The organism is Sphingomonas pollutisoli (assembly GCF_029167165.1).
Taxonomy (GTDB): Bacteria; Pseudomonadota; Alphaproteobacteria; order Sphingomonadales; family Sphingomonadaceae; genus Sphingomonas; species Sphingomonas pollutisoli.
This window is the reverse complement of sequence record NZ_JARFNJ010000003.1, coordinates 40,082-66,255: the sequence shown is the minus strand read 5'-3', so window position 1 is coordinate 66,255 and position 26,174 is coordinate 40,082. Positions and strand designations below refer to the sequence as shown.

Sequence of the window (26,174 nt, the reverse complement as noted above, 5' to 3'; positions counted from 1 at the left end):
GAAACACCTCCTGAGCTGTGGGTTGCTCGCCGTGGCGAACCCAGCCGCCGCGCGCGAGACACCGGCGGAGCTGGTCGATCCCTTCGTCGGTTCGCTCGCCGATTTCGGCCAGCTTTCGCCCGCCGCGGTCGCGCCGTTCGGCATGGTCCAGCTCGGGCCCGATACCAGCCCGGCCAATCACGCGGGCTACGATTATGCGGCGACGGCGCTGCTCGGCTTCTCGCACACGCGCGGGGTCGGGGTCGGCTGTGGCGGCGCTGGCGGCGACCTGATTATTTCGCTACGCTATGCCGACCAGCCGGGCGCGAGCGCGCTCGACAAGGCGAGCGAGGCCGCACGCCCCGGCACCTACCGCGTCCGCTACGACGGCGGCATCCTCGCCGAAATGGCGGCGACGCGCGGCGCCGGCGTGCTGCGCTTCACGCTGCCGCGCGCGGGAACCGTCGATCTGCGGGTTGACCCCAGACACAGCTATTCGAAGCGGCTGGCCGCGCGATGGGAAAGCCTGACCAGCGACGACCTTCGTGCCGATCTGGTCGCGGGAACGGTCTGCGACGCCGGCGCGTATCATCTGCACAGCGCCAGCCAAATCCGTGTCAACGGGCGCCTGATCCACCAGCGGCTGTCGGCGGGCCCGGCCGACCTCGCGACGCTGAAACTCGTCGCCAGAGCTGGTGACACGGTTGAGGTGCGCACCGGCTTGTCGAGCGTCGATGGCGCCGGTGCCGCCATGACCCGCGACCGCGAAATCGGTGGGCGGTCGCTCGCCGCCGTGGCGGCGGACACGCGCGCGAGGTGGAACCGCATCCTTCGGCGGATCGTGCCGTCCGGGCCGCGCGAGCGACGCGCGCTGTTCTACACCTCGCTCTACCGCGTCATGGAAACGCCTGTCGCGATCACCGATCCGGACGGCCGCTACCGCGACAGCAACGGCCAGGTGATGACATCGCCCGCCGGGGAGACTCATTTCACCAACTGGTCGCTTTGGGACAATTACCGCACGCAACTGCCGCTGCTCGCGCTCGTCCAGCCCGAGCGCAGCGCCGACATCGCGCGATCCCTGGTCGCGCTTTACGCGGCCGGCAAGCCGCAATGGTCGACCCGGAACGAACCGTTCCTGACGGTCAGAACCGAGCATGCCGGCATCGCGCTGCTCGACCTATACCGCAAGGGTGTCGCTGTCGATGCGAACGCCGCGCTTGCCGGCATGGTGGCCGATAGCGACCGGCTCAAGCGCGGAACACCCGACGAGCAGATCGAGGCCGCCTACGACGATTGGGCGACCGCCGAACTCGCGCGCGATCTCGGTCGCGCCGATGTCGCGACGACGTTCACCGCCAAAGCGCGTTCCTATCGTGCGATGTGGCGATCCGTGTTCGAGGTGCCCGGCGCGGACGGTGACATCGTCAAGGCGCGGGGCCTGTATCAGGGGACGCTGTGGCAATATCGCTGGGCGCCGGTCTTCGACTTGCCGTGGATGACGGAGACTGTCGGCCGCGACCGCCTCCTGAAGCAATTGCACCATTTCTTCGATGCCGGCCTGTTCAACATGACCAACGAGCCCGACATTCAGGTGCCGTGGATGTTCGCCGCGCTGGGTGAGCCGCAGGCCACAGCGGACTCGGTCCGAACGATCCTGACCAAACCGATCGCGCACCCGTACACCAACAGCGGCAAGCTGCCGGTGCCGTTCGTTGGGCGCAGCTTCGCGTTATCGCCGCAGGGGTTCGCCGACGGGATGGACGATGATGCCGGCGGCATGACGGCATGGTACGTGTTCGCGACGCTCGGCCTGTATCCGCTGGTGCCCGGCGAGCCTTGGTATATGCTGACGGTTCCGGCGTTCGAGCGCATCCGGCTCGACCTCGGCAACGGCCGGCGGTTGACGATCCGGCGCGTCGGGCCAGAGGGCGGCGCCATCGTGCAGGCCCGGTTCAATGGGCGCGACCTTCCGCAGTTCCGGCTCACGCACGGTGATCTTCTGCGCGGCGGGGAGTTGACGATCACGACCAGCCTGCGCGCCGCGTGAAATGCCTAAGACCTCGGTGCCAGGGCGACTTTCGGCCGAGCAACGTGTCAATCCGCAGCCTCTCGTCCTAGCAGCAGCCGCATCGAACGGAAATCGAAGGTATAGCTGCCGTTCGCGGTCAATGCCGCCTGTCCAAGATTGCCGAGAACGGGGGCCGCCTTGTCCCCCTCCAGAGTGACGGCCACATCGTGCTCTGTGACTGTTGCCGTACCTGCCCCCATCGTTAGGTGCGGCTCGACCGTCACAGTTCCTTCGCCGCCGCCGCCCAGGCCGAGCGAGGTTTCCCGCTTCGTTGACCAAAGGCGGGCGCGATCCCCGAACCGGGCAGCATAGCTCGCGTGGAGCGTGGTTCGGTTCGCGCCTGTGTCGACGCTCACCAGACTCGTACGGCCCGCGATCTCCACCTCGGCCACCGGCGTCAGCTCGTTCATGTACAGCCTCGCTCCCGAGCGGAGCAGAGGCGCGTTCCGATCAATCGTGAAGCTGCCATCGGCGTCGATCCGGAACCGACCGAGCTGTGCCAGCGCAGGGCAGCCGAGTATCGCCTCGATTTGATAGTCGGCGCGCGGCGCCCGGATGTGCAGTGCTGCATCCGGTATGACGATCGCCACCACGTTCCGAAGGATGACGCCGCCGACCGGAAATCTGTCGATGACGGCGATCCGGGTAGAAACCGAATGGCCCGTCACGCCGACCACATGGTAGCGGGTATCGCGAACCGTGAGGTGCATCCGGCGGGCTGAGCTCTCGGACACGGCCGAGAAGTTGGCGCCTGTATCGATCATCCACGGCAGCGTGACGCCGCCGACCGTCAGATCGACATTCTGCGTGCCCAACACGTTGCGGTAACTGTGCAACCTTGCCGTCCTGCTGCCCGTCGCCCTGGGCCTGGGCACGTCGCGCAACAGCGCCGCCGTTCCGAGTTGGTTGCGCAGATCGTCGAGCGTGTCGGGATCCGTGCGGTCGCCGTGCGCGTCGAGCCATCGCACGATCAACCCATATTCCTTTTTGTACGCACCGCGTCGGAGATATGTGTCGAGCAGCGTCTCGAAAGTTGTGTACGCGCGAGGAGATCGGGTTCGCTCGAGCAGCGCCAGGCACGGCGGGAGCAATCTCGCCGCTTCATCGAGACGATTGTCGCGGCTGGCGATCGCGCCCTCCGCCGCGCAGCGCTCGGCTCCCTTGGGCATCGCTTCCGCAAGAGCGCGCGCCTCGGCCATGTCCCACCGCGCGAGGGCGGCATCGACGGGCAGCACGGTCGCGGCTGGTGCGGATGCGGCCTGGGTCGTCACGGAGCGGCCCGCCCCGAAACTGGCGACATCGCGCGCCGCGACGGAAACGCGACGTGTCGGCGCCAGGCCGACTGCGCTGCTCGTCGCGCTCTCGCGCGTCGCCGGCGCGGCGAACACCGGCGGCCGGACGCTGGCGTCCTCCGCGAGAGCGGGCGGAAGCGTGACGGCGAAGCACGCTTCAGGCGCCGCAGCACCGACGAGGAGCAAGGCTGATGCTGACATCAGGACGAGGCGCGTCGCCTTCGGCAACGCCCCGAGTTGGCCGTCCATCGCGACCATCTTCTGGCTGTTCACGTAATCGTCCGTTGCGCGGCATCAATGCGAGCGTCGGTCGCCAGCGCGTGGTCGAGCGCCGCGTCCGCATGGATCGCGGTGGTGTCGAAGATCGGCACGGCGCTGTCCTCCTGGCGCACGAGCAGCATGATCTCGGTGCAGCCAAGGATCACCGCCTCGGCGCCCGCATCGACGAGACGCGCGATCACCGCCCGGTATGCCTCGCGCGACGCGGGTTCGATGCGTCCTGCGACCAGTTCGTCATAGATGATGCGATGCACGGTCGCCCGGTCGTCCGCGTCGGGAACGATCACCTCCAGACCGTAAAGTTCGGTCAGCCGCCCCTTGTAGAAGTCGTGCTCCATCGTGAACGCCGTGCCGAGCAGCCCGACCTTGCGGAAGCCGGCGGCCACGATCCGCTCGGCCGTCGGATCGGCGATGTGGATCAGCGGGATGGCGACGGCGCTTTGCACGTCGCTTGCCATCCGGTGCATGGTGTTGGTGCAGATCAGCAGCAGGTCCGTTCCGGCCGCCTCCAACCGCCGGGCGGCGTCCACCATCCGCTCGGTGAGGCGGCTCCAGTCGCCGGCATGTTGCAACGCCTCGATTTCCGCGAAATCGAACGACCAGAGCAGACACCGCGCCGAGGCGGTCGCACCGAGGCGCGCGCGAGCGCCTTCGTTGAGGAGGCGATAATATTCCGCCGAGCTTTCCCAGCTCATACCCCCGATCAAGCCAATCATGTGCATCAGGCGTTTCCTTTCCAGGGCTGAAGATCGAGCAACACCGTCGGGATCAGCTCCGACACGGTGGGATGGATCGGCACCGCCCAGCGAAGCTGCTCCACCGGCTGGTCGGCGTTCATCATGTCGAGGATCCCGTGGATCGCCTCATCGCCGCCGGTGCCGAGGATCGCCGCGCCCAGAATGCGGCGCGTTTCCGCATCGGCCACAACCTTCATGAACCCCTGCGTCTCGCCCTTCTCGACCGCTCGACCGACCCGGCTCATCGGCCGGGTCGCGCGCAGAAGCGGCCGGCCCGTCGCGAGCGCCTGTGCATCGGTCATGCCGGCGCGGGCGAGCGGCGGATCGGTATAGAGCGCATAGCCCGGCAGCCGCTGGCTGACGCCTCGCTCCTCCCGGTCCAGCAGGTTGGCGGCAACGATCTCGAAATCATTGTAGGCCGTGTGGGTAAAGGCACCACGACCGTTGCAGTCGCCGAGTGCCCAGACACCCGGAACGTTGGTCTGCAGTTGGTCGTCCACGGTGATGTAGCCGCGCGCGTCGAGAGCGATGCCGGTCGCGTTCAGCCCGAGGTCATCGGTGTTCGGCCGTCGTCCCACGGCCATGAGCACGTGACTGGCAAGAACCGGCTGCGCATCATAGGCACAGTCCACGCGCACCTCGATATCATCACCCTTGGGCGCGAAACCGATACAGTCCGCGTCCGTTCGCACCGAAATGCCCTCGGCCTCGAGGATCTCGCGCATGGCGTGGGACACGTCCTCGTCCTCGCGCGCGATCAGCCGGCCCATCCGCTCGACCACCGTGACCGCCGCGCCGAAGCGGCGATACATTTGCGCGAATTCCAGCCCGATGTAGCTGCCGCCGATCACCACGAGGTGCCGGGGAAGCGTGTCGAGCGCCACGATGTCGGTATTGGTGAGAATCGGAACGTCACCAATGCCCGGCATGTCGGGTACGACCGCGCGACCGCCGACATTGATGAAGATACGCGGCGCGGTCAGCCGTTCACCTGCGACCGCCACGATGTTGGAAGCCTCGAAGCGCGCATGACCGCGAACCAGTTCGACATTGGCCATGCCGAACAGCCAATTTTCGTTTCCGGCGCGGCCCTCGCGGATGATCTTGTCGGCGCGGGCGGCCACCGCCTTCATATCGGCGGCGATCGGCCCCGCGACGGTGAACCCGTACTCCGCTCCCCGTCGGGCGGTATGCATGGCGTAGGCGCTCGCAACGAGCGTCTTGGTCGGCCGGCAGCCGGTGTTGACGCAGGTGCCGCCGACATGATGGCGTTCGACGATGGCGACCGATTGGCCCGCCTCGCTCAGACGACCGGCGAGCGCGGGCCCCGCCTGACCGGCACCGATGATGATCGCGTCGAAGCTGCGCATGGGAGGTACCTCTCGATATTGGCCATGGCGCGACGCGCCGCCGGGGAAGACAACGGGCCTGCAGCCGGCAGGCCCGTCAAGATCAGATGATGCTCAGGCGCACGTCGATATTGCCGCGCGTCGCGTTGGAATAGGGGCAGATCTGGTGCGCCGCCTCGACCAGTCGCTGGGCATCGGCGCGTTCCAACCCCGGCAGCGCCGCGGCGAGCTCGACATCCAGACCGAAGCCGCCATCGCTGCGCATGCCGATCCCGACGGTCGCGGTGACCGCCGCGCCGGCCGGGACGGGGAGCGCCAGTTGGTGCGCGGCGAACTTGAGCGCGCTGAGGAAACACGCGGCGTATCCCGACGCGAACAACTGCTCCGGGTTGGTCCCTTCGCCGCCGGGGCCGCCGAGTTCCTTCGGCGTGGACAACTGGAGGTCGAGCGTCCCGTCCTCGGTGCGGGTACGGCCGTCACGCCCGCCATTCGCGGTGGCGGAGGTGCGATATTTTACGTCGATGGACATGATTCATTCCTTTCATGGGGGGCGCAGGCCGTTCCTGCGCCGGAGGTGATGGAGAAGCGCGTCAGGCCGCGACGGCTTTTGGGCGCCGGCGCGCGTCGCTGATGGTCAGCGAGACGGCCGAGACGAGGAAGTAGAAGGCGCCGAACCCCGCATAAGGCGCGATGTCGGCAATACCGACGGGCGCGGGGCCGGCCGCCTTGCTGAGCATGAATGCCCCGGCGAGACCGGACTGGGCGCCGCTCAGGATCATCGCCCACTGGGCTCCATAGGACTTCCAACGCCGCACGCCGGTGATGAGCTGGAAGAGGCCGGAGAGGACGGCCCACACGCCGAAGATCTGAAGAACCGCGTGCATGCCGTGCGGCAGCGTCACGGCGACCGCGACCGCGGTCACGACGCTGACGACGAAGTTGAGCATCTGGCTCTTGTTGCTGCCCAAGCCGCCACTCCGGCTGGCATCGAGATAGTTCGCCAGCGCGTCCCACGCCGGATAGGCGACGAGCATCACCGCCGCCAGCGGCGGCATGGCCTTGGCGACGGTGAAGGCGAGCGCGACCCAGATCGCGGCAACCGCGAAGCGCAGGTAATAATAGCTCTTGAGCCAGTCTCGGTCCGGGGCCTTCGTGTCGGTGATGGTTTTCATGGCATGATTCCTTTCTGTGATGCAGGCGCACGTCTCCCGTCCCGGAAGCCGGGTGGGTCGGTGAAGGTGATTGAGGCGGCGCGCGGGGCGTTAGGTGCCGCGCCCGATCAGGTTAGAGGCGGAAGCGTCGTGGCAGGCGCCATCGTGCCGCGGCCGCGACGGCGGCGCACCCGAGGGAATACCAGACCACCACGTAGAGCGGATCGTTGAAGGGGCAGCAGAACGCGAACACGAAGGCTCCGCAGGCGCCTGCGGCAATCCCCGAGGCAAGCGCGCTGAGCCGGGGCTGGGTCGGCGCGGCCCTGCGCATCAGGGCACCGAGCAAGGCGACGATCGGCAGCGAGAGCACGAAGATCGACGTGGCGCACAGCATGCCGCCGGCCGGGTTGATGCGCTCCATCAGCGCGCGGTGGTTCACGCCTTCCGGCGCGACGAACGCGCCTGCGGCGATCGCCATCACCGCGAGAGCGCAGGCGATCATCAGCCCCTGCCGGGGCCGCGCGGTTGGCGAGAAGGAGCGGATGGCCATCACGCATGCCGCCACGGCCAGCAGCCCCAGGCTTCCCACGCGCCACATCAGATAGGGCGACCCGGCCATGTGGTGCATGTCCGGCCGCATCACACCCAAGGCGAGAAAAAGCGCGAGTTCCACCCCGCCGAGTGCGAAGACGAGCGCGCCTTCACGCAGCATGCTGCGGCGCTGGATCGGCGTGAGGTCGGACGACAGGTCGAGGATCAAGGCTTCATTCGACATCGGGGGTCTTCTCGATGATTGCGGTAAGGCGCGCGAGGCCGCGGTGGATGTTCATCTTCACAGCCGAGGGGGAGAGGCCGATCTCGCCGGACGCGTCCTCGATGCTGTAGCCCTGCACTTTGACCAGCAGGATCGCCTGCGCCTGAGCGGGGCGAAGTTGGTCAAGCAGGCTGGCGAGAACCGAGCTGCTGACCACCGACGCCTCGTGGTCGCCGACAGCGATCTCGTCGGGCAGTTCGTCTGCCGGCCGGCGCGCCAGGCTGCGCAACTGGTCGACCCACTTGTTCTTGGCGATCGCCGCCAGCCAGGGTCCAAACGGATATTGCGGATCGTAGGTATGGCGCCGCCGATGAATGGCGAGCAACGTTTCCTGGACGGCATCGTCCACGTCGCCCGGCGGCAGTCGCCGCTCGAAGTAGCGCTTGAGCCATTCCGATGTCTCCCCGAGCAGCCGCCGATAGGCGCCGCCATGTCCATTCTGGGCAGCTTCCATCAGGCTGCTCCAACCGTCGGGTGCGGTCCGGGACGGCCCCTCACGACCGAGCCGCGCCGCGCCCGGCGACGACCCTGAGATGATTCTCGATAGAAAGTCCGGGCGCATGATCTCTTATTCGCGCGCCGCGCGATGCCGGTCACGCCTTGTCGAACTTTTTGTGTCACGCCGGCTTGCGTGGCTGCCGTTCCGGCCTGACGTGTCACACAAGGATGGGGCGGAAAGATCGACCGCCGGGCGTTCGGGCTCTGCCCCGCCAGTGCGATGCGTGAGGACATGCGATGGAGTGGAGTGACGTCCGTATCTTCCTGGCCGTGGCGCGGGCCGGCACGCTGGGCGGCGCCGCGCGCGCGCTGCGGCTCAGCCATCCCACCATCGGCCGGCGCCTCCGCTCGCTTGAGGAAGCGACCGGCCAAACGCTGTTCCAGAGAACCGCCGATGGGTTCGTCCTGACGGAGGAAGGGAGCGCCATCATTACTCTCGCGGAGCAGATGGAGGAGGGCGCGCTCGCCATGGAGCGGCGGCTCGCCGGCCAGGAGCAGAACCTTCGCGGCTGCCTGCGTATCTCCTCGGCCGACTGGTTCGGCGCCTACGTCCTGCCCCCTATCATAGCGGAATACACGAACGCCTATCCTGGCGTCGATGTCGAGATCCTCACTGGGACGCGCCTCTTCAGCCTCGCCCAGCGCGAATCGGACATAGCCTTCCGGATCGTGCCGTTCGACACCTCGGACATCGTGCAACGGCGGCTCACCCGGTTGAACTACGGCGTGTACGTCGCCGCCAGCGCACCCGATCCGGTGTTCGGCGACGGATCCGGCTTCCGTCTGGTTACCCACGATACATCGACGGGGCAGTTCCCCGATATCGCCTGGCTGACGGAAAATTTCCCCAACGCGAGGCCGGTCATGCGCTCGAACAACCGCAACGTGCAGGCGCGCATGTGCAGAGAGGGTGTCGGCATCGCCGTCCTGCCCCGCGCCGTTGGCTCCCAGATCCCAGGACTGCGCCTGCTCGGTCTCCCGTCAGAGCCGCCCAGCCGCGACATCTGGATGGGCTACCACCGCGATTTGAGGCACCTGCAACGCCTGCGCGCTTTCATCACGGTTGTGGACAATCACCTGCGCGAGGTGCTCCCCTGAGCGCCTCAGCCGCCGCTCAACCGTGTTCGCACGAAGCGGGCAAGTTCGTTGCTGAGCTCGAGATCTTCCGGGGTGCCGCCCAGGAAGCCGCCATGCGGCATCGCCTCGAAGACGTGAAGCTCGGCATTGACGCCCGCGCTCCGCAGGGCGCGGTGCATGCGCACGGTATTGGAGAGGAAGAGATCGCGGGTGCCCGACTGCAGCAGCGTCGGCGGCAGACCCGTCAGGTCGCCGAACAGCGGGGAAAGATAGGGATGGGAGAGATCCGCTCCGTTCGCATACAGCAAGTTCGCCGACATCAGCGGCAACGGCAGCATCACGTCCACCAAGCGGTTCACTTCGAAGCTGTCACCGGATTCGGTCAGGTCCACCTCTGGCGACAGGAGGACCAGGCCAGCCGGCATGGGCAGCCCTTCGTCCCGTGCCCGCAGGAGCATGGCGACCGCGAGATTGCCTCCTGCCGACCTGCCGCCGACGATCACGTTCGAAGGCGCATGATGGTTCAGCACATGCGCATAGGCCGCGAGCGTGTCGTCCAGTGCCGCAGGATAGGGGTACTCGGGCGGTGTTCGATAGTCGACTCCGTAGCAGCGCAGGCCGTGAAGATCCGCCTGCATCTGCGCGCCGACCCGGCACGCATCTCCACCTCCAACCACCAGCGCGCCACCGTGCAGATCGAGGTAGGCGCCGTGCGTCGCGGTCACCGTCTCGGGCGTGGCGATGTGGACGGCGGCATCGCCGACCTGGATGGTCTCGACGCTGGCGTGCAACGTTCCGGCCAGACCCTTCATGCTGGCGGCATATTGGGCATCGACCGCCGTCTTCATTCGGACCCAGCCGTCATAGTCCTCGGGTTCCGGCATCCGGTGCTTCGCGTTCAGCGGCGTACCGTCGGCGTCGACAAGACGGTCGAGCCCGGCGCGCGCCTCCGAACTGATGGAGGTGGGAGACGGAAGCGTGCGGGCCGGTAGCCGCACGCCCGGCGATGTGTCGTCCATTGGATGTGACCTCGATCCCTATCTCGGCGCCGGTTCGCGCTTCGCTCAATCCTCGTCCTGCCACCTACGCAGTTCCGTCTGGTCATGGTAGGGCATGCGGTCCGGCGTGGTGATGAATTCCATCGTCGTGCCCCACGGCATGCGGCAGTAGCAGACCTTGTTCCCCGGCCCTTTCTCGGTCGCATAGGGAATAGCGCGCGGCGCGGTGAGCGGGGTGCCTCCGGCCTTTTCGAAGCGCTCGACCGAAGCGTCGATGTCGTCGGTGTACAGGGCGAAGTGCGTGATGCCAAAGTCGCTCGCCCGGATCGGCTGGGCCTGTTCGGGGCCGTGCATTTCGAAGAGTTCGATGTCGGGCCCGGTTCCGATCTTGACCATCGCCTGCCCCCGCACGACCGTTCCGGGGAAAGCGCCGACGGCGCGTTCGAATTCGGGGCCTTGCCGCGGCGGATCTTGCGGTCCGAAGGATTGATAGATCACCTGGCCGCCGAAGGCTTCCACCAGGAACGATTTTGCGGCTTCGATGTCGGGCACCGTGATGCCGATATGATTGACGCCGCGAATGACGGGTGCGGTCATGGTAGTTTTCCTTTCTTTCAATCGATTGCGGAGTTTCATTTGGCGTTGAGGAAATCGATCAGAGCGGCCGCGACTTCTTCCGGTCGTTCATCGGCGACATAGTGGCTGCACCGCGCGATCGCGCCGCCCGTCACATTGCCGGCGAATTCCATGAGCATCGGCACCATCTGCGGGCCGAAGCGCTGATCTCCACCCAGGCCAAGTACGGGTATCTCGAGCGGGTGCTTCTTGTACTCGAGCGCGGCAGCATGGTCGGCGTCGAGCGTGCGATACCATTCCATGCCGCCACGGGTGCGGCCAGGAAGCACCATCGCCTTCGCGTAGATCTCGATGTCCGCCGGATCGAAGGTGCCGTGATCGTAGAACCGCTCGGCCATGAACGTTGAAATATAGTCATATTCACGGCCGTGGATCAGCCGCTCGGGGAGATCCCGGTTCATATGAAAGCTGAAGTGCCACAGCCTCGCGGTCGTCGCCTCCCATCCGCTCCAGCCGGGAAGCGGAACGTCGAGGATGGCGAGATGCGTGACAGCCTCGCGATGGAGTGCCGCCTGCGGCAACGCCACCATGCCGCCGATGTCGTGTCCGCACACGGCGTAGCGTTCATGGCCGAGCGCGACCATGACGTCGTGCGCGTCGCGCGCCATCGTCGCCTTGTCATAGCCGCCCTGCGGACAGTCGGAGAAGCCGGCGCCGCGCAGATCGATCGCGACCACGCTGAAATGCTCGGCCAGCAGCGGCATCACATGGTGCCATTCCCACCATGTCTCCGGCCAGCCGTGCAGTAGCAGGATCGGCGGACCCGAGCCGCCCGTGACGGCGTTGATCTTGATGCCGTTTGCCGGCACCATTTGCTGGGTGAATCCCTTCAAAGTCGCGATCATGATCGCTTTCCAGTCGATGTTGACGTTCAAACGGAGCTTGGGGCCGGCGCGCAGGGCCGGTCGAAATCGGTGGCGATCGTGACGTGGCGCCAGCGTCGATATCGCTACGGAACGCCGCCAGCTTTCGTTCGGCGAGCGCGTGCCCGACCGGGCCGAGCGGTAGATGGAGCGGGGCACCGCCGGGCGGTCGCGATGACCCGGTCGCCGCGCTGGGCCGCCGCGAGCGCGAGCCGCTGGCCGAAGCCGCTCGAGCAGCCTGTGATGAGCCAGGTTTCCATCACGGCTTCTCCGCGATGTGTTCTGACGACGTGACGCTGTCGCCGCCGCGAACGGTCATATCGGCGATGATCGACCAGTCCTTCTCCCCGAGCCCCGCCGAGACGGCTTTGCCGAGTCCCTCGCGGACAGTTTCGAGCATCGGGAGCGTGCGTCCGATCTCGTGACTGGCCTCGCTCGCCAGGCGCATGTCCTTGAGTGCGAGCCTGGCTTTGAAACCGGGCTCGAAGGACCGTTCCGTGATTTGCGCGCTGTAGCTCTCATAGGCGCGGCCCGAGAACAGGGTGCCGAGGATGAGCTCGAAGAAATCCGCACGGTCGAGTCCGACGCTCTCGCTCAGCACGACACCCTCGGCCATCGCCTCGATAGCCATGGCGATCATCATATTGCAGGCGAGCTTCGCGGCGTTCGCCCGAGCGGGGCTCTCCCCCAACTTCCAGACCTTCTTGCTGAGCGGCGCGAGCAGCGGCTCGATCGTGGCAACCGTATCGACCTTTCCCGCCGCCAGGATGTTGAGCTGGCCATTCGCCGCCACGTTCGGCCGGCCGAGAACGGGTGCGGACACATAGCCGAGCCCCGCCTCTTCGTGCAGCAGCTCCAATTCTCGTGCGAAAGCGACCGAGATCGTCGAGGTGACGACGTGGGTAAGCCCCGGTGGCGCGCTCGCGAGCAGGCCAGCATCGAGAATCACGTCGCGAATGGCCGCGTCGTCGGACAGCATCGTGAAGACGGCGTCGGCCTCGAACGCATCGGCCGCGCGTTCGACAAGCGCCACTCCGGGGACATTATCCTTGGCGAGCTTGCTCCGGTTCCAGGCGCGAACATCGTGGCCCGCCTTCACCAGGTTCAGGGCCATTGCCGAGCCCATGGCGCCGAGGCCGATACATCCGATCCGCATGGTCTATCTCCTGGTGCTCGGATGGGTGATGTGCATGGGGCGCAGGCGGCGCGGCGTGCCACGCTCATCGTCTCGCCGGCGCCGATCACAGAGCAATTCCGCGAACCCGGCGCGGTATGACGTCGGTGAAGCGCTCCAGGTCCGCCATGACGGGATCGGCCTCCCGTGACGCGAACGCGGCTGCGATCGCTGCCTCGTCGCGGAAGCGGCACTCGCAGATCGCTATGGTCCCGTTCTGCATAGCGCCAGGAAAGAAGGCGGTGACGCCTTCGAGCCCGTAACGCGCCCAGGATCGCATCACCAGCGGCAGATGACGCTCGACGTAATAGTTCTTGTCGAACCGGGTTCCGACAGTGCCTCGATAGGTGACATAGACGATGACCGCGTCGGGCTGATCCGCCATGTCCGCGAGCTGGCGATCGGAGAATTCCATCCTGCTTTTCCTTCAAGTGGAGGAAGGCCGTTGCGCTCAGAGGGGCGTGCCCACGCTCCGAGACACGGTCGCGTCCGTGAAGCGGGGAACGTCGGCCATCACCGCCGCCGTCTCGGCCGATGCGAGCGCGGCGTGCAGCGCGTCCTCGTCGCGGAACCGGTAGAGGCCCACGGACACCTCCGGGGCGTCGGCGTTCCGCGGAAAGAAGGCGGAAGCGCTCTCCAGCCCGTGGTGCCGCCAGCAGGCGAGCGCCAAGGGGAGGTGGACATCGACATAATGGTCGCGATCGAAGTAGGTGCCGCCGCTGCACGTTACGATCAGGGTTGCATGTGCCATGGACGAGCATGTGGACCGATCAACAATGATCGTAAACTGACAGGATTGAACTCTGTACGTTCAATATTGTGGGTGGTTCGCTGGCTTCCGGCACTGTCGTCGTGGACAGCGGACGGACCCGTCGCGACCGTGCTCTGGTCCAGAAGGCGCTGCTGGCCTAGGGTGGAGCGTCTCACCGCGAGGCGGACCTTCATTCTTTGAAATGTCGTCTGGCTGAGCGCCAGTCATGGTTTCGAGGAGCGACATGATGAGCGATCGAGAACCGCCCGAGCCTGCCGGTTCTTCCGGCGCCGAGGGCAAACCCGATGGGGTTGGCGACACCGACACGCACGGGTTTGCGAAGGCGCCGATGCGCGTGCTTATCGTCGGCGGGGGCTTCGGTGGCATCGAGGCCGCCAAGACACTGGCGCGCTCGCCCGTCGAGATCGTCCTGATCGACCGCCAGAACCATCATTGCTTTCAGCCGCTGCTGTATCAGGTCGCGACGGCGACGCTCAGCCCCGCAGACATTGCGTGGCCGATTCGCTCCATCCTCTCGGGCCAGCGCAACCTCACCGTCTTGATGGCTGACGTTAACGGCGTCGATATTCGCCGCTGCCTCGTCCGCACGAGCGGCGGCGACTTCAGCTACGACCAACTGGTGATCGCGACCGGCGCGACGCATGCCTATTTCGGCCATGAGAATTGGGCGCCGCATGCGCCAGGGCTGAAGCGCATCGAAGATGCGACGGAGATCCGGCGCCGCATTCTCCTTGCGTTCGAGCGGGCGGAGCTCGCTCCCGATCCGGCCGCCCGCCAGGCGCTTTGCACCTTTGTCGTCATCGGCGGCGGCCCCACGGGGGTCGAAATGGCCGGCGCGATCGCCGACATGGCGCGCGAGGCATTGCCCCGTGATTTCCGCAACATCGACCCCGCACGCTCGCGCGTCCTCCTCGTCGAGGCAGGTCCGCGCGTGCTCGCCGCCTTCCCCGAGGATCTGAGCGCCTATGCACAACGTGCGCTCGAGCGCCGCGGCGTCGAAGTCGAGACGGGCACGCCCGTCACGGACATCGGCCCCGACTATGTCGTCGTGGGTGACCGCCGCATCGCGGTCGGCGCCGCGATTTGGGCCGCGGGCGTGGCCGCTTCGGCCGCCGCCGACTGGCTCGGGGCGGAGAAGGACCGCGCCGGCCGCGCGAAGGTCGAACCGGACCTCACCGTTCCCGGCTGTCCTGAAATCTTCGTCATCGGCGACACGGCCGCGGTGTCCTCACCGTCGGGCAAGCCTGTCCCTGGCATCGCACCGGCCGCCAAGCAGATGGGCCAGTATGTCGGAAAGGCGATTGCCGCGCGTGCCGCAGGGGCGCCCGCCCTGGGAGCATTCGAATACCGGCACCAGGGCGACCTCGCGACCATCGGTCGAAAGGCCGCGGTCGTGAAGCTCTCCCGACTCACTCTGAAGGGGTTTCTAGGCTGGGCCTTCTGGGGCGTCGCGCACGTTTACTTTTTGATCGGGCTGCGTAACCGGATCGCCGTTGGGTTCAGTTGGCTTTGGGATTATCTCACCTTCGGGAGACGTGCTCGCTTGATCACGGAGTCCGCCGGGGACGCTGCTCTGGAGCGCGGCACCCCGGTACCATCAGCCGGGCCGGAGAGCATTCCGGCGGCGCAGGCGCCCGGGTTCGGCACTTTCGGAACAGACCGCACCTGGCGTTGACGCGCGGTACCCGCCTCGCTGCGGCGGGCAAGCGTCCAGGGCTTGGCTGTGCCGCCGCGATCCAGCACCTGGATCGGTATCTCGACGAGGATCTGCGCGGCGAAATGTCCTGCAACTGCAAGACATCGGCGCTAAGGCGCCGACCGATGGAGCCCCGCGCGCCCGATCAAAATCTCTGTTCCCAGCCCGGCCCGGTCCATCCGGCGCGGATGCTGGGCTATGCCAGCGGCAATTTTGGCAAGAATGCCCTCGCTTCGACGATGGACTTCTTCCTGCTGTTCATCCTCACCGAACGTTGGGGCGTTTCGCCCGCGATCGCGGGCCTCGTCGTGATGATCGGGCTGGTCTGGGACGGCATCTGCGACCCCCTGCTGGGAATGCTGCTCGACCGTCCGGCGGATCGCAACGCGGTGTATCGGCGCATATTGTTCGTCGGCGCGCCGGTCGTCGGAATGGTCTTCGCGATCTTCTTCATCGATCCCAAATGGCGCGGGAACTCCATTGTGATCTGGGCGGTCGCGGCCGTGATGCTGTTCCGAACCGCGTATTCCGCGTGCGACGTCGCGCATAATGCACTCATGATGCGCCTGACCACGACGCCGGGGAGCGCCACGACCGTGTCCGGTCTGCGTTACATGTTCAGTTGCCTTGGCGCGTTGGCCGTCGCGCACTTCGCCAGCGCGTTTGTCGCCACGCCGCGCGAGAGCGGCTATGATCTGGTCGCGGTAACCGGGCTTGCTGCCATCTCTTATGTCGGCACGCTGTGGATCTCGGCGTCCTCCGCCCCGCAACGGATGCCGGCGCGCGCGGCCGTTGCGCCGCCTGCGTCACCGGGTTGGATCATCGCGAATCGGCCGTTGCTGCTTCTGCTGGCGCTCGGTTTCGCGCAGGCGCTTACGCTTCCCGTCTTCGCCCGGTGCTTCGCATATATCGGAAAAGGCGTGCTCCAGGATGCGTCCTGGACCGGAACCGCATTGACGATGCTGGCCGCCGCCCAGTTGGTCGCGCTTCCGATTTGGATGACGATCGCCCGGCGCCTGGAACGGCGCGCCGCCTTGGGCTTGGCGTTGGTCGCGGTTGCCGCGGGGCTCGCCGTGTTCGCGATCGAGCCGACCCTCGCGATGGCGGGGATCGCACTGTTCGGCGTCGGCAACGCGGGTTTGCAGATGATGATCTGGGTGCTGCTCGCCGACGCCGTCGATCACGGCGAGCGGCGAACCGGTATCAGGTGCGAAGGGTTGCCTGTCGCGTTATTATTGCTGGCCCTGAAGATCGGCGGCGGGCTGAGCGGGGCATTGCTTGGCCACGGCCTCACCATGATCGGTTGGAGCGCGGGAGCGCCGATCGGGCCGCGTGCGCAGCGCGATCTTCTGGCGATGGCGTGGATACCCCCTTTGATCGGTGCGCTTGCGTGTTTGACGGTCTTGGCATGCCTGGACGCCTCGCGTCGATCTGGGGCAGGCGAACAGCGGTGAACGTCCGGCGCGAGGAGAAACCGTCCTGCGATACGCTTCGCCGAGGGCGATCGGGCTCTCAGGCTGGGCGCCCGGTCAATCCGTCGCAGTCTGTCCGCAGCAAACGCCCTCCGGGGACCGTCTCTCCGACGATCCCCGTGCATTTTCAATGCTTTGAGAGAAACTGGTGCCCAGAAGAGGACTCGAACCTCCACGACCTTGCGATCGCCAGCACCTGAAGCTGGTGCGTCTACCAATTCCGCCATCTGGGCACGGGGTAGGGGCGCGCCTTTAGGGGAGGCGGTGCGGCCTTGTCAACACGCCTGTTGCTGGGGCAGAGGCGAAATCACGCGATCGGCATGAGGAATGGACGGCATGAACAACACGCTAGTGACGGTGATCGGCGGCGGCGGCTTTCTCGGCCGCTATGTGGCGCAGGCGCTGATGGCGCGCGGCGCGCGGGTTCGGATCGCGCAGCGTGATCCGCGCGCGGCCTGGTTCCTGAAGTCGCTCGGCAGCCTGGGGCAAACGCAGTTCGTCGGCGCCGACGTCACCAAGCCCGAGACGGTGGCGCATGCGGTCGCGGGCAGCGACGCGGTGGTCAACCTGGTCGGCATCCTTTCGGGCGATTTCGCGCGCGTGCATGTCGCCGGCGCCCGCGTGGTCGCCGAGGCGGCGCGCGCGGCGGGTGTTGAGACCCTCGTCCATGTCTCGGCGATCGGCGCCGATCCCGCGAGCCCGTCGGCCTATGGCCGCACCAAGGGCGAGGGCGAGGCGGCGGTGCGCGCGGCCTTCCCCCACGCGACGATCCTGCGTCCCTCGATCGTGTTCGGGCGTGAGGACCAGTTCCTCAACCGGTTCGCGGGCATGATCGCGAGCGCGCCGCTGGTGCCGGTGCTGCGCGCGCAGACGCGGTTCCAGCCGGTGTTCGTCGGTGACGTGGCGGACGCGGTCGCCGCCGCGATCGCCGACCCGGAACTGGCCGCGGGCAAGACCTTCGAACTCGGTGGTCCGGACGTGCTGACGATGGGCGCGCTGCTGCGCTGGATCGCTCAGGCGATCGGCCGCAAGCCGATGTTCCTGGAATTGCCCGATGCGATCGGCGGGCTGATCGCGGCGGGCGGCGCGCTGCCCGGCGCCCCGATCACGCAGGATCAATGGAAGATGCTCCAGCACGACAACGTCGTGGGGAGCGCGGCGGTCGGCTTCGCCGATCTTAAAATCGCCCCGACCCCCCTCGCCGCTGTCGCCCCGACGTGGCTGGTCCGCTATCGTCGCAACGGGAGATTCGGCGCCCGCGCGGCCGCCTAAACGGCGGAGCACGGTGGCGTGGACGCGCGGCGGCGCAGGAGCGCCGCGCGCTATGGGGGACTTTTGTGACCGATCTATTGACCATCATCCTGCTCGGCATTGTCGAAGGCGTGACCGAGTTTCTGCCCGTGTCCTCGACCGGGCACCTCATCCTCGCCTCGGCGCTGCTCGGCTATGATTCGGCCTATTGGGAAGTGTTCAACATCGTCATCCAGCTCGGCGCGATCCTGGCGATCGTCGTGCTGTATTGGCGCACGTTCTGGGCGGTGATCTCGGGGTTGTTGCGCCTTGATCCCGTATCGGTGCGATTCGTCCGCAACCTGCTCGTCGCGTTCATGCCCGCGGCGGTGATCGGGTTGGCTCTGCACAAATATATCGAGGCGCTGCTCGGATCGCCGGTAACGGTTTGCGTCGCGTTGATCGTCGGCGGTGTCGCGATTCTGTTCATCGAGCGTACGGTGAAGGAAGGCGATATCGCGGGTGTCGCGGATATCCCGCTGCCCAAGGTGGTGGGTATCGGCTTCATCCAGTGCCTGGCGATGGTTCCGGGCGTCAGCCGCTCCGGCGCGACGATCCTCGGCGCTCTCACGCTCGGGGTGGAGCGGCGCACCGCGGCGGAGTTCAGCTTCTTCCTCGCCATCCCGACGATGCTGGGCGCTACCGCTTTGGAGTTGTTCAAGAATCGGCATGAACTCGCCGCGGGCGGCGGGGTTGGCTTCGGTGGGATCGCGATCGGCTTCGTGGTTGCCTTCATCGTCGCGTTGCTGGTGGTCCGCTGGTTTGTCGGCATCGTCACCAAGCGCGGCTTCTCGCCGTTCGCGTGGTACCGGATCGTCGCCGGCGCTGCCGCTCTAGTTTGGCTCCTATCGAAATAGGTCCGATACGTAACTAATAGGTTGATCTAAATCTCCAGAACCGACCGTCGATTTCATGTGAGTGCGCTAATAGGTAAGATATGATTACCTATTAGCGCAAAAGTTCGTGACATGCGTCATATTCAGATGTAAAGACCGCATCGCAAACCACGGCGGGCGAAGATGGCGAACGATCAACTCCTGAAATTTGTCGAGCGGGCGCAGAGCTACCCGGCGAAGCGCGACGCAGCGGATCGCGCCGAGGATTTCCGCGAGATCGCGAACCGGTATTCCGCGCCGGCCGCCGAAGATCAGGCGGGGCGCTGCTCGCAATGCGGGGTGCCTTATTGTTCGGTGCATTGCCCGCTCCACAATCACATCCCGGACTGGCTGCGTCTCACCGCCGAAGGGCGGCTGCGCGAGGCGTACGAGCTATCGAACAGCACCTCGACGATGCCGGAGATCTGCGGCCGCATCTGTCCGCAGGACCGGCTGTGCGAAGGCAATTGCGTGATCGAATTCTCCGGCCACGGCGCGGTCACGATCGGTTCGGTCGAAAAGTTCATCACCGACACCGCCTGGGAGGAAGGCTGGGTCGAGCCGCTCGTGCCGGGGCTGGCGCGCGGCCAGTCGGTCGCGGTGATCGGCGCCGGTCCGGCGGGGCTGAGCGCGGCCGAATATCTGCGTGGGTTCGGCTATGACGTGCATGTCTATGATCGCTACGATCGCTCGGGCGGCTTGCTGACCTACGGCATTCCCGGCTTCAAGCTGGAGAAGTACGTCGTCACGCGGCGGGTCGAGCGGCTGGCGGCGGGCGGCATCGTCTTCCACAATGATTTCGAAGTCGGCCGCGATGCCAGTCTCGACGATCTGCGCGAGCGCCACGATGCGGTGCTGATTGCCACCGGCGTCTACAAGCCGCGTGCGATCAAGGCGCCCGGCGTCGCCAGCGACGGGATCGTCGATGCGCTCGACTATCTGACCGCTTCCAACCGCAAGAGCTTCGGCGATGCGGTGCCGGCGTTCGACGACGGCAGCCTCGATGCCGAGGGCAAGCATGTCGTCGTGATCGGGGGCGGCGATACCGCGATGGACTGCGTCCGCACCGCGATCCGCCAAGGCGCGGCGAGCGTGAAGTGTCTCTACCGGCGCGACCGCGCCAACATGCCCGGTTCGCAGCGCGAGGTGGCGAACGCCGAGGAGGAGGGCGTCGAGTTCGTCTGGCTGTCCGCCCCCGAAGCCTTCCGGGCCGGCGAGCGTGTGACCGGCGTGACGGCGAGCCGCATGCGCCTTGGCCAACCCGACGCGAGCGGCCGGCGCGCGCCCGAGATCGATCCCGCCGGGGGCTTCGATGTGCCCGCCGATCTCGTAATCAAGGCGTTGGGGTTCGATCCCGAGGATTTGCCGGGCCTGTTCGGCTCGCCCGAACTCGGCGTGACGCGCTGGGGCACCGTGTTGGTCGACAACAAGACGCTGATGACCTCGCTCGACGGCGTGTTCGCGGCGGGCGACATCGTGCGCGGCGCCAGCCTCGTGGTGTGGGCGATCCGCGACGGCCGCGATGTCGCGGCGACGATGCACGCGTACCTCAAGGCGAAGGCGGGCGCGGGAAGGCAAGCGGCGTGACGCGGAAGCAGCGCGCCGCCGACGCGATCGGACGCGGTCGTGCGCTGTGATGGTGCGAACCGGACGGCGATCGCCCCCGGCGATCCGCGCGACCGGATCGCGAGTGAGTACCCGATCGAAGAAAACGAACACGTGACCCGGGCAGGTCAGAGCTGGAGCGGCATGTCGCGGCTCCACGCGATTCTGAAGGCGGCCGAGGGACATCTTACGGCTCAAGGACTTTTGCCATGATCCAGGACCAGCGCACCTATCTCGCCGAACACGGCATGTACCGTCCCGAGTTCGAGGGCGACGCCTGCGGCGTCGGTCTCGTCGCGGCGACCGACGGCAAGCCGTCGCGTCGGGTCGTCCAGTCCGCGATCGATGCCCTCAAGGCGGTGTGGCATCGCGGTGCGGTCGATGCCGATGGCAAGACCGGCGACGGTGCCGGGCTGCACGTCGATCTGCCCGCCAAGTTCTTCGACGATGCCGTGACGGCTTCGGGGCACCGGATGCGCCCCAACCGGCTCGGCGTCGGCATGATCTTCCTGCCGCGCACCGATCTCGGCGCGCAGGAGGCGTGCCGCACGATCGTCGAGAGCGCGATCATCGAGCAGGGCTATACGATCTACGGCTGGCGGCAGGTGCCGGTCGATGTCTCGGTGATCGGCGTCAAGGCGCAGGCAACGCGCCCCGAGATCGAGCAGATCATGATCGCCGGGCCGATGCCCGATGCGCAGAGCGCCGCCGATTTCGAGAAGGATCTGTATCTCGTCCGCCGGCGGATCGAGAAGCGCGTGATCGAAGCGCAGATCAACGGCTTCTACATCTGCTCGCTGTCGTGCCGCTCGATCATCTACAAGGGGCTGTTCCTCGCCGAAAGCCTGTCGGTGTTCTACCCCGATCTGACCGACCAGCGCTTCGAGAGCCGCGTCGCGATCTTCCACCAGCGGTATTCGACCAACACCTTCCCGCAATGGTGGCTGGCGCAGCCGTTCCGGTGTCTGGCGCATAACGGCGAGATCAACACGATCCGCGGCAACAAGAACTGGATGAAGAGCCACGAGATCAAGATGGCCGCCAACGCGTTCGGCGAGCATTCGGAGGACATCAAGCCGGTGATCCCGGCCGGCGCCTCCGACACCGCCGCGCTCGACGCGACCTTCGAGGCGATCGTGCGCTCGGGCCGCGACGCGCCGACCGCCAAGCTGATGCTGGTGCCGGAGGCGTGGGGGCCGAAGGGCGAGATGCCGCGCGCGCATCTCGACATGTACAAATATTTCGCGAGCGTGATGGAGCCGTGGGACGGCCCGGCCGCGCTGGCGATGACCGACGGCCGCTGGGCGGTGGCCGGCGTCGACCGCAACGCGCTGCGCCCCTTGCGCTACACGCGCACCTCGGACGGTCTGCTGATCGTCGGGTCGGAGAGCGGCATGGTGGTCGTGCCCGAATCGACCGTGGTCGAGAAGGGCCGGATGGGGCCGGGCCAGATGATCGCGGTCGATCTCGATGAAGGCAAGGTGTTCACCGATCACGCGATCAAGGACCAGATCGCAAGCGAGGCCGATTATGGCGCGATGATCGGCAATTTCATTGCGGTCGCCGATCTGCCGCCCGCCCCGCCCGAGGCGACGACGCGGTTCGATCGCGCCGACCTCACCCGCCGGCAAGTAGCCGCCGGGCAGACGCTCGAGGATATGGAACTGATCCTGTCGCCGATGGTCGAGGGCGGCAAGGAAGCGATCGGCTCGATGGGCGACGATACGCCGCTTGCGGTCATTTCGGACAAGCCACGTCTCATCAGCCAGTTCTTCCGGCAGAATTTCAGCCAGGTCACCAACCCGCCGATCGATCCGTTGCGCGAGCGCCACGTCATGTCGCTCAAGACGCGGTTCGGCAATCTCGCCAACATCCTCGACACCGAGGATCGTCGGGACGGCGTGCTCGTGCTCGAATCGCCGGTGCTGACCGGGGAGGACTGGGCGCGGCTGAAGGCGCATTTCGGCGCGCAGGCGGCCGAAATCGACTGCACCTTCGCGACCGGCGGCGGCCCCGAGACGCTGCGCGCGGCGATCACCCGCATTCGTGCCGAGGCCGAACAGGCGGTGCGCGAGGGCAAGAGCGAACTGTTCCTCAGCGACCGCAACATCGGACCCGATCGCGTCGGCATCGCGGGCGTGCTGGCGGCGGCGGCGGTGCATACGCATCTGGTCCGGCGCGGTCTGCGCTCCTATGCGAGCATCAACATCCAGACCGCCGAATGCCTCGACACGCATTATTACGCGGTGCTGATCGGCGTCGGCGCGACCACGGTGCATGCCTATCTCGCCGAAGCGGCGATCGTCGACCGGTTCGAACGCGGGCTGTTCGGCGATCTCACGCTCGCCGACTGCCTCGCCAACCACGTCCATGCGATCAACGAGGGGCTGCTCAAGATCATGTCGAAGATGGGGATCGCGGTGATCTCCAGCTATCGCGGCGGCTATAATTTCGAGGCGGTTGGACTGTCGCGCAGCCTCGTCAACGATTTCTTCCCCGGCATGCCTGCGAAGATCTCGGGCGAAGGCTATGCGTCGCTCCATCTCAATGCGAAGCTGCGGCATGAGGCCGCGTTCGATAGCGCGGTCGTCACGCTGCCGATCGGCGGCTTCTACCGCCAGCGCCACACCGGCGAGACGCACGCCTATTCGGCGCAGTTGATGCACCTGCTGCAATCGGCGGTCGGGTCAGACAGCTATTCGACCTATCTGCAATTCTCGCGTGGGGTCGAGGCGCTGCCGCCGGTCTATCTGCGCGATCTGCTCCAGTTCAACTACCCGGACGAGGGCGTTCCGGTCGATCAGGTCGAGGCGATCACCGAGATCCGCAAGCGCTTCGTCACGCCGGGCATGTCGCTCGGCGCGCTCAGCCCCGAGGCGCACGAGACGCTGGCGATCGCGATGAACCGGATTGGCGCCAAGGCGGTGTCGGGCGAGGGCGGCGAGGACAAGTCGCGCTACACGCCCTATGCGAACGGCGACAACGCCAATTCCGGCGTCAAGCAGATCGCCTCGGGCCGGTTCGGCGTGACCGCCGAATATCTCAACGCCTGCGACGAGATCGAGATCAAGGTCGCGCAAGGTGCGAAACCCGGTGAGGGCGGGCAGTTGCCCGGCTTCAAGGTGACCGAGTTCATCGCCAAGCTGCGCCATGCGACGCCGGGCGTGATGCTGATCTCGCCGCCGCCGCACCATGACATCTATTCGATCGAGGATCTCGCGCAGCTCATCTACGATCTAAAGCAGATCAACCCGATCGCGCGGGTGTGCGTGAAGCTCGTCTCCTCGGCGGGCATCGGCACCGTAGCGGCGGGCGTCGCCAAGGCGCATGCCGACGTCATCCTCGTTTCGGGGCATGTCGGCGGCACCGGCGCCTCCCCGCAGACCAGCATCAAATATGCCGGTACGCCGTGGGAGATGGGGCTCAGCGAGGTCAACCAGACGCTCACGCTCAACGGCTTGCGCGGCCGCATCAAGCTGCGCGCCGACGGCGGGCTCAAGACCGGGCGCGACATCGTCATCGCCGCGATCCTCGGCGCGGAGGAGTTCGGCATCGGCACGCTGTCGCTGGTGGCGATGGGCTGCATCATGGTGCGGCAATGCCATTCGAACACCTGCCCGGTCGGCGTCTGCGTTCAGGACGAGCGGCTGCGCGCCAAGTTCACCGGCACGCCCGAGAAGGTCATCAACCTGATGACCTTCATCGCCGAGGAGGTGCGCGACATCCTCGCCCGGCTCGGCGTCAAGAGCCTCGACGAGGTGATCGGCCGCACCGAGCTGCTCCGCCAGGTCAGCCGTGGTGCCGAACATCTCGACGACCTCGATCTCAACCCGATTCTCGCCAAGGTCGATGCGTCGGACTATGAGCGGCGTTTCAGCCTCAACACCTTCCGCAACGAGGTGCCCGACAGCCTCGACGCGCAGATCATCAAGGATGCCGGCGCGGTCTTCTCGCGCCGCGAGAAGATGCAACTCACCTATTCGGTGCGCAACACGCACCGCGCGGTCGGCACGAGGCTGTCGAGCGAGATCACCCGCGCCTATGGCATGGACGCGCTCGCGGACGGGCACGTTCATATCCGGCTGCGCGGATCGGCGGGGCAGAGCCTTGGTGCCTTCTTGTGCAAGGGCATCACGCTCGAAGTGTTCGGCGACGCCAATGATTATGTCGGCAAGGGGTTGTCGGGCGGGATCATCGCGCTGCGCCCGGTCGTGTCCTCGCCGCTCAAATCGAACGAGAACACGATCATCGGCAACACCGTTCTGTACGGCGCGACCTCCGGCAAGCTCTACGCGGCGGGTCAGGCGGGCGAGCGCTTCGCGGTGCGCAATTCGGGCGCCACCGTGGTGGTGGAAGGCTGCGGCGCGAACGGCTGCGAATATATGACCGGCGGCATGGCGGTCGTGCTCGGGCCGGTGGGTGCCAATTTCGGTGCCGGCATGACCGGCGGCATGGCGTTCGTCTATGATCCCGATGCAAGCTTCGCGCGCCGCGCCAACCCGGAAAACATCACCTGGAACCGCCTGTCCTCCTCGCATTGGGAATCGATTTTGCTGAGCCACGTGCGGGCGCACCACGCCGCGACCGACAGCAAATGGTCGGGCGCTTTGCTCGACGATTGGGGGCGGGTGATCGAGCACTTCTGGCAGGTCGTGCCCAAGGAGATGCTGTCGCGCCTCAGCCATCCGCTCGATGACCGGGAGGCCCTGGAAGCAGCCGAATAAAAGTCATTGACCGGCAGATCGCATGAGATCATCCTCCCTTCATCATCTCTGGGGGATGATTTCATGCGCTGGCTCTTCGTGTTGCTTGCCATGTCTCTGGCTCTATTGTTTGCCGGCAACGGCGTTGCGGCGCAATCGGCGCCGGCTTATCCCCAGAGCGACTCGCAAGCCTCGGCGTCTGCGGCCGGCGCCGCGCCGGTCGAAGCGGATCCGCCCGTTCCCGTCACGGCGGGCGATGCGGAGCGGGACGCCCTTCAGCGCACGATCGCGCGGCAAGGCGTGTTGATCGACAACCAGAAGGCGCTGATCGCCGCGCTGAAATCCAAGCTGGCCGCCGCGAAGCGGAAATGCCGGTGAACGCCGGGGCTGACCCTGCCGATCCGGACATAGTAGCGCTGCAGGCGAGCGTCGATAACGCCACCAATGCGCTCGAGGCGGCGGCCGTGACGGCGACGTCCGGCCACACTCAGGCCCCGCCCAAGGTCTGGTGGAACACCCAGAACGCGATGACGATCAGCAGCGCGGTGCTGCTGTTCGGCGTCGTGGTGATCGCTTTGGCGGCGTTCACGGCCCCTAAGGAAACCTCGGTCGAAGGGCGGCTGCGCTTCTTCGGCACGATCATGATCATCACGATGGCGACCTTCCTCGTCGTCGCCGGCTATGACGACAAGCAGATCGCCGCGCCGCTGGGGCTGCTCGGCACGATCGTCGGATATCTGCTTGGCCGCGAGACCTCCACGCGCCCGCCCGATCCCGAACCGGCGACTTTGCCGGACGAGGATCCGCCGCAACGCGCCGGGGAATAACCGGTCTTGCGCCCGG

The 26,174-nt window shown here is 66.5% G+C and carries 23 protein-coding genes and 1 tRNA gene; 10 read left to right on the top strand and 14 right to left on the bottom strand.

Annotation, left to right across the window (positions count from 1 at the left end; translation table 11 throughout):
- Positions 1–31: 31 nt before the first annotated feature.
- Positions 32–2,029 carry a glycoside hydrolase domain-containing protein gene (locus PX554_RS06835; protein ID WP_275500115.1) on the top strand — a complete coding sequence of 666 codons (1,998 nt, stop codon included), beginning with the start codon at positions 32–34 and terminating at the stop codon, positions 2,027–2,029.
- Positions 2,030–2,076: 47 nt separating this feature from the next.
- On the opposite strand, the gene PX554_RS06830 is transcribed toward PX554_RS06835, so the two are convergent.
- From PX554_RS06830 to PX554_RS06800, 7 genes are all read right to left on the bottom strand, one after another.
- Positions 2,077–3,615 (bottom strand): retropepsin-like aspartic protease family protein, encoded by a 1,539-nt coding sequence (locus tag PX554_RS06830; protein WP_275500113.1) that lies wholly within the window; start codon positions 3,613–3,615, stop codon positions 2,077–2,079.
- Positions 3,612–4,343, bottom strand: coding sequence for an aspartate/glutamate racemase family protein (locus PX554_RS06825; RefSeq protein ID WP_275500111.1), 732 nt, complete (start codon positions 4,341–4,343; stop codon positions 3,612–3,614). The genes PX554_RS06830 and PX554_RS06825 overlap by 4 nt, the downstream gene beginning before the upstream one ends.
- Positions 4,343–5,728: an FAD-containing oxidoreductase gene (locus PX554_RS06820; RefSeq protein WP_275500109.1), complete on the bottom strand. Its 1,386-nt coding sequence runs from the start codon at positions 5,726–5,728 to the stop codon at positions 4,343–4,345. The genes PX554_RS06825 and PX554_RS06820 overlap by 1 nt, the downstream gene beginning before the upstream one ends.
- Positions 5,729–5,810: 82 nt before the next feature.
- Positions 5,811–6,236: an organic hydroperoxide resistance protein gene (locus PX554_RS06815; RefSeq protein WP_275500106.1), complete on the bottom strand. Its 426-nt coding sequence runs from the start codon at positions 6,234–6,236 to the stop codon at positions 5,811–5,813.
- 61 nt (positions 6,237–6,297) lie between these two features.
- Complete coding sequence (locus PX554_RS06810; protein WP_093223225.1) at positions 6,298–6,879, bottom strand: DUF308 domain-containing protein; 582 nt, start codon at positions 6,877–6,879, stop codon at positions 6,298–6,300.
- A gap of 112 nt (positions 6,880–6,991) precedes the next feature.
- Positions 6,992–7,633, bottom strand: coding sequence for an NrsF family protein (locus PX554_RS06805; RefSeq protein WP_093223227.1), 642 nt, complete (start codon positions 7,631–7,633; stop codon positions 6,992–6,994).
- A complete protein-coding gene (locus tag PX554_RS06800) occupies positions 7,623–8,126 on the bottom strand; it encodes a sigma-70 family RNA polymerase sigma factor (protein WP_093223228.1) in 504 nt (167 codons plus the stop codon). The genes PX554_RS06805 and PX554_RS06800 overlap by 11 nt, the downstream gene beginning before the upstream one ends.
- A gap of 281 nt (positions 8,127–8,407) precedes the next feature.
- Here PX554_RS06800 and PX554_RS06795 point away from each other — a divergent pair, with 281 nt between their 5' ends.
- Positions 8,408–9,268, top strand: coding sequence for a LysR family transcriptional regulator (locus tag PX554_RS06795; protein ID WP_275500101.1), 861 nt, complete (start codon positions 8,408–8,410; stop codon positions 9,266–9,268).
- Between the two features lie 5 nt (positions 9,269–9,273).
- Here the strand turns inward: PX554_RS06795 and PX554_RS06790 are convergent, their stop codons facing one another.
- From PX554_RS06790 to PX554_RS06765, 6 genes are all read right to left on the bottom strand, one after another.
- Positions 9,274–10,266 carry an alpha/beta hydrolase gene (locus tag PX554_RS06790; protein WP_275500099.1) on the bottom strand — a complete coding sequence of 331 codons (993 nt, stop codon included), beginning with the start codon at positions 10,264–10,266 and terminating at the stop codon, positions 9,274–9,276.
- A gap of 45 nt (positions 10,267–10,311) precedes the next feature.
- Positions 10,312–10,881, bottom strand: a complete 570-nt coding sequence (locus tag PX554_RS06785) for a VOC family protein (RefSeq protein ID WP_275500097.1) — start codon at positions 10,879–10,881, stop codon at positions 10,312–10,314.
- Positions 10,878–11,726, bottom strand: coding sequence for an alpha/beta fold hydrolase (locus PX554_RS06780; protein ID WP_275500095.1), 849 nt, complete (start codon positions 11,724–11,726; stop codon positions 10,878–10,880). Before PX554_RS06780 ends, PX554_RS06785 begins: the two co-directional genes overlap by 4 nt.
- A gap of 277 nt (positions 11,727–12,003) precedes the next feature.
- Positions 12,004–12,900, bottom strand: a complete 897-nt coding sequence (locus PX554_RS06775) for an NAD(P)-dependent oxidoreductase (protein WP_275500094.1) — start codon at positions 12,898–12,900, stop codon at positions 12,004–12,006.
- 85 nt (positions 12,901–12,985) lie between these two features.
- Positions 12,986–13,333 (bottom strand): EthD family reductase, encoded by a 348-nt coding sequence (locus PX554_RS06770; protein WP_275500092.1) that lies wholly within the window; start codon positions 13,331–13,333, stop codon positions 12,986–12,988.
- Positions 13,334–13,369: 36 nt separating this feature from the next.
- Complete coding sequence (locus tag PX554_RS06765) at positions 13,370–13,669, bottom strand: EthD family reductase (RefSeq protein WP_275500090.1); 300 nt, start codon at positions 13,667–13,669, stop codon at positions 13,370–13,372.
- Positions 13,670–13,916: 247 nt separating this feature from the next.
- On the opposite strand from PX554_RS06765, the gene PX554_RS06760 reads away from it, so the two are divergent.
- Positions 13,917–15,365 (top strand): NAD(P)/FAD-dependent oxidoreductase, encoded by a 1,449-nt coding sequence (locus PX554_RS06760; RefSeq protein WP_275500088.1) that lies wholly within the window; start codon positions 13,917–13,919, stop codon positions 15,363–15,365.
- Positions 15,366–15,469: 104 nt separating this feature from the next.
- A complete protein-coding gene (locus tag PX554_RS06755; RefSeq protein ID WP_338061579.1) occupies positions 15,470–16,840 on the top strand; it encodes an MFS transporter in 1,371 nt (456 codons plus the stop codon).
- 164 nt (positions 16,841–17,004) lie between these two features.
- Here PX554_RS06755 and PX554_RS06750 read toward each other — a convergent pair.
- Positions 17,005–17,091, bottom strand: a tRNA-Leu gene (locus PX554_RS06750).
- 103 nt (positions 17,092–17,194) lie between these two features.
- Here PX554_RS06750 and PX554_RS06745 point away from each other — a divergent pair.
- The 6 genes from PX554_RS06745 (at position 17,195) to PX554_RS06720 (ending at position 26,158) form a co-directional block, all read left to right on the top strand.
- Positions 17,195–18,130 carry a complex I NDUFA9 subunit family protein gene (locus PX554_RS06745; RefSeq protein WP_275500086.1) on the top strand — a complete coding sequence of 312 codons (936 nt, stop codon included), beginning with the start codon at positions 17,195–17,197 and terminating at the stop codon, positions 18,128–18,130.
- 65 nt (positions 18,131–18,195) lie between these two features.
- Positions 18,196–19,005, top strand: a complete 810-nt coding sequence (locus PX554_RS06740) for an undecaprenyl-diphosphate phosphatase (protein ID WP_275500084.1) — start codon at positions 18,196–18,198, stop codon at positions 19,003–19,005.
- Positions 19,006–19,167: 162 nt separating this feature from the next.
- Positions 19,168–20,610 carry an NAD(P)-dependent oxidoreductase gene (locus PX554_RS06735; protein ID WP_275500082.1) on the top strand — a complete coding sequence of 481 codons (1,443 nt, stop codon included), beginning with the start codon at positions 19,168–19,170 and terminating at the stop codon, positions 20,608–20,610.
- A 227-nt stretch (positions 20,611–20,837) separates the two neighbouring features.
- The gene (gene gltB, locus PX554_RS06730) at positions 20,838–25,352 is read left to right on the top strand and encodes a glutamate synthase large subunit (RefSeq protein ID WP_275500080.1); all 4,515 of its coding nucleotides are present in this window, start codon (positions 20,838–20,840) and stop codon (positions 25,350–25,352) included.
- Positions 25,353–25,415: 63 nt separating this feature from the next.
- Positions 25,416–25,709, top strand: a complete 294-nt coding sequence (locus PX554_RS06725; protein ID WP_093223338.1) for a hypothetical protein — start codon at positions 25,416–25,418, stop codon at positions 25,707–25,709.
- The gene (locus PX554_RS06720) at positions 25,706–26,158 is read left to right on the top strand and encodes a hypothetical protein (RefSeq protein WP_143023341.1); all 453 of its coding nucleotides are present in this window, start codon (positions 25,706–25,708) and stop codon (positions 26,156–26,158) included. The genes PX554_RS06725 and PX554_RS06720 overlap by 4 nt, the downstream gene beginning before the upstream one ends.
- The last annotated feature ends 16 nt before the right edge of the window (positions 26,159–26,174 follow it).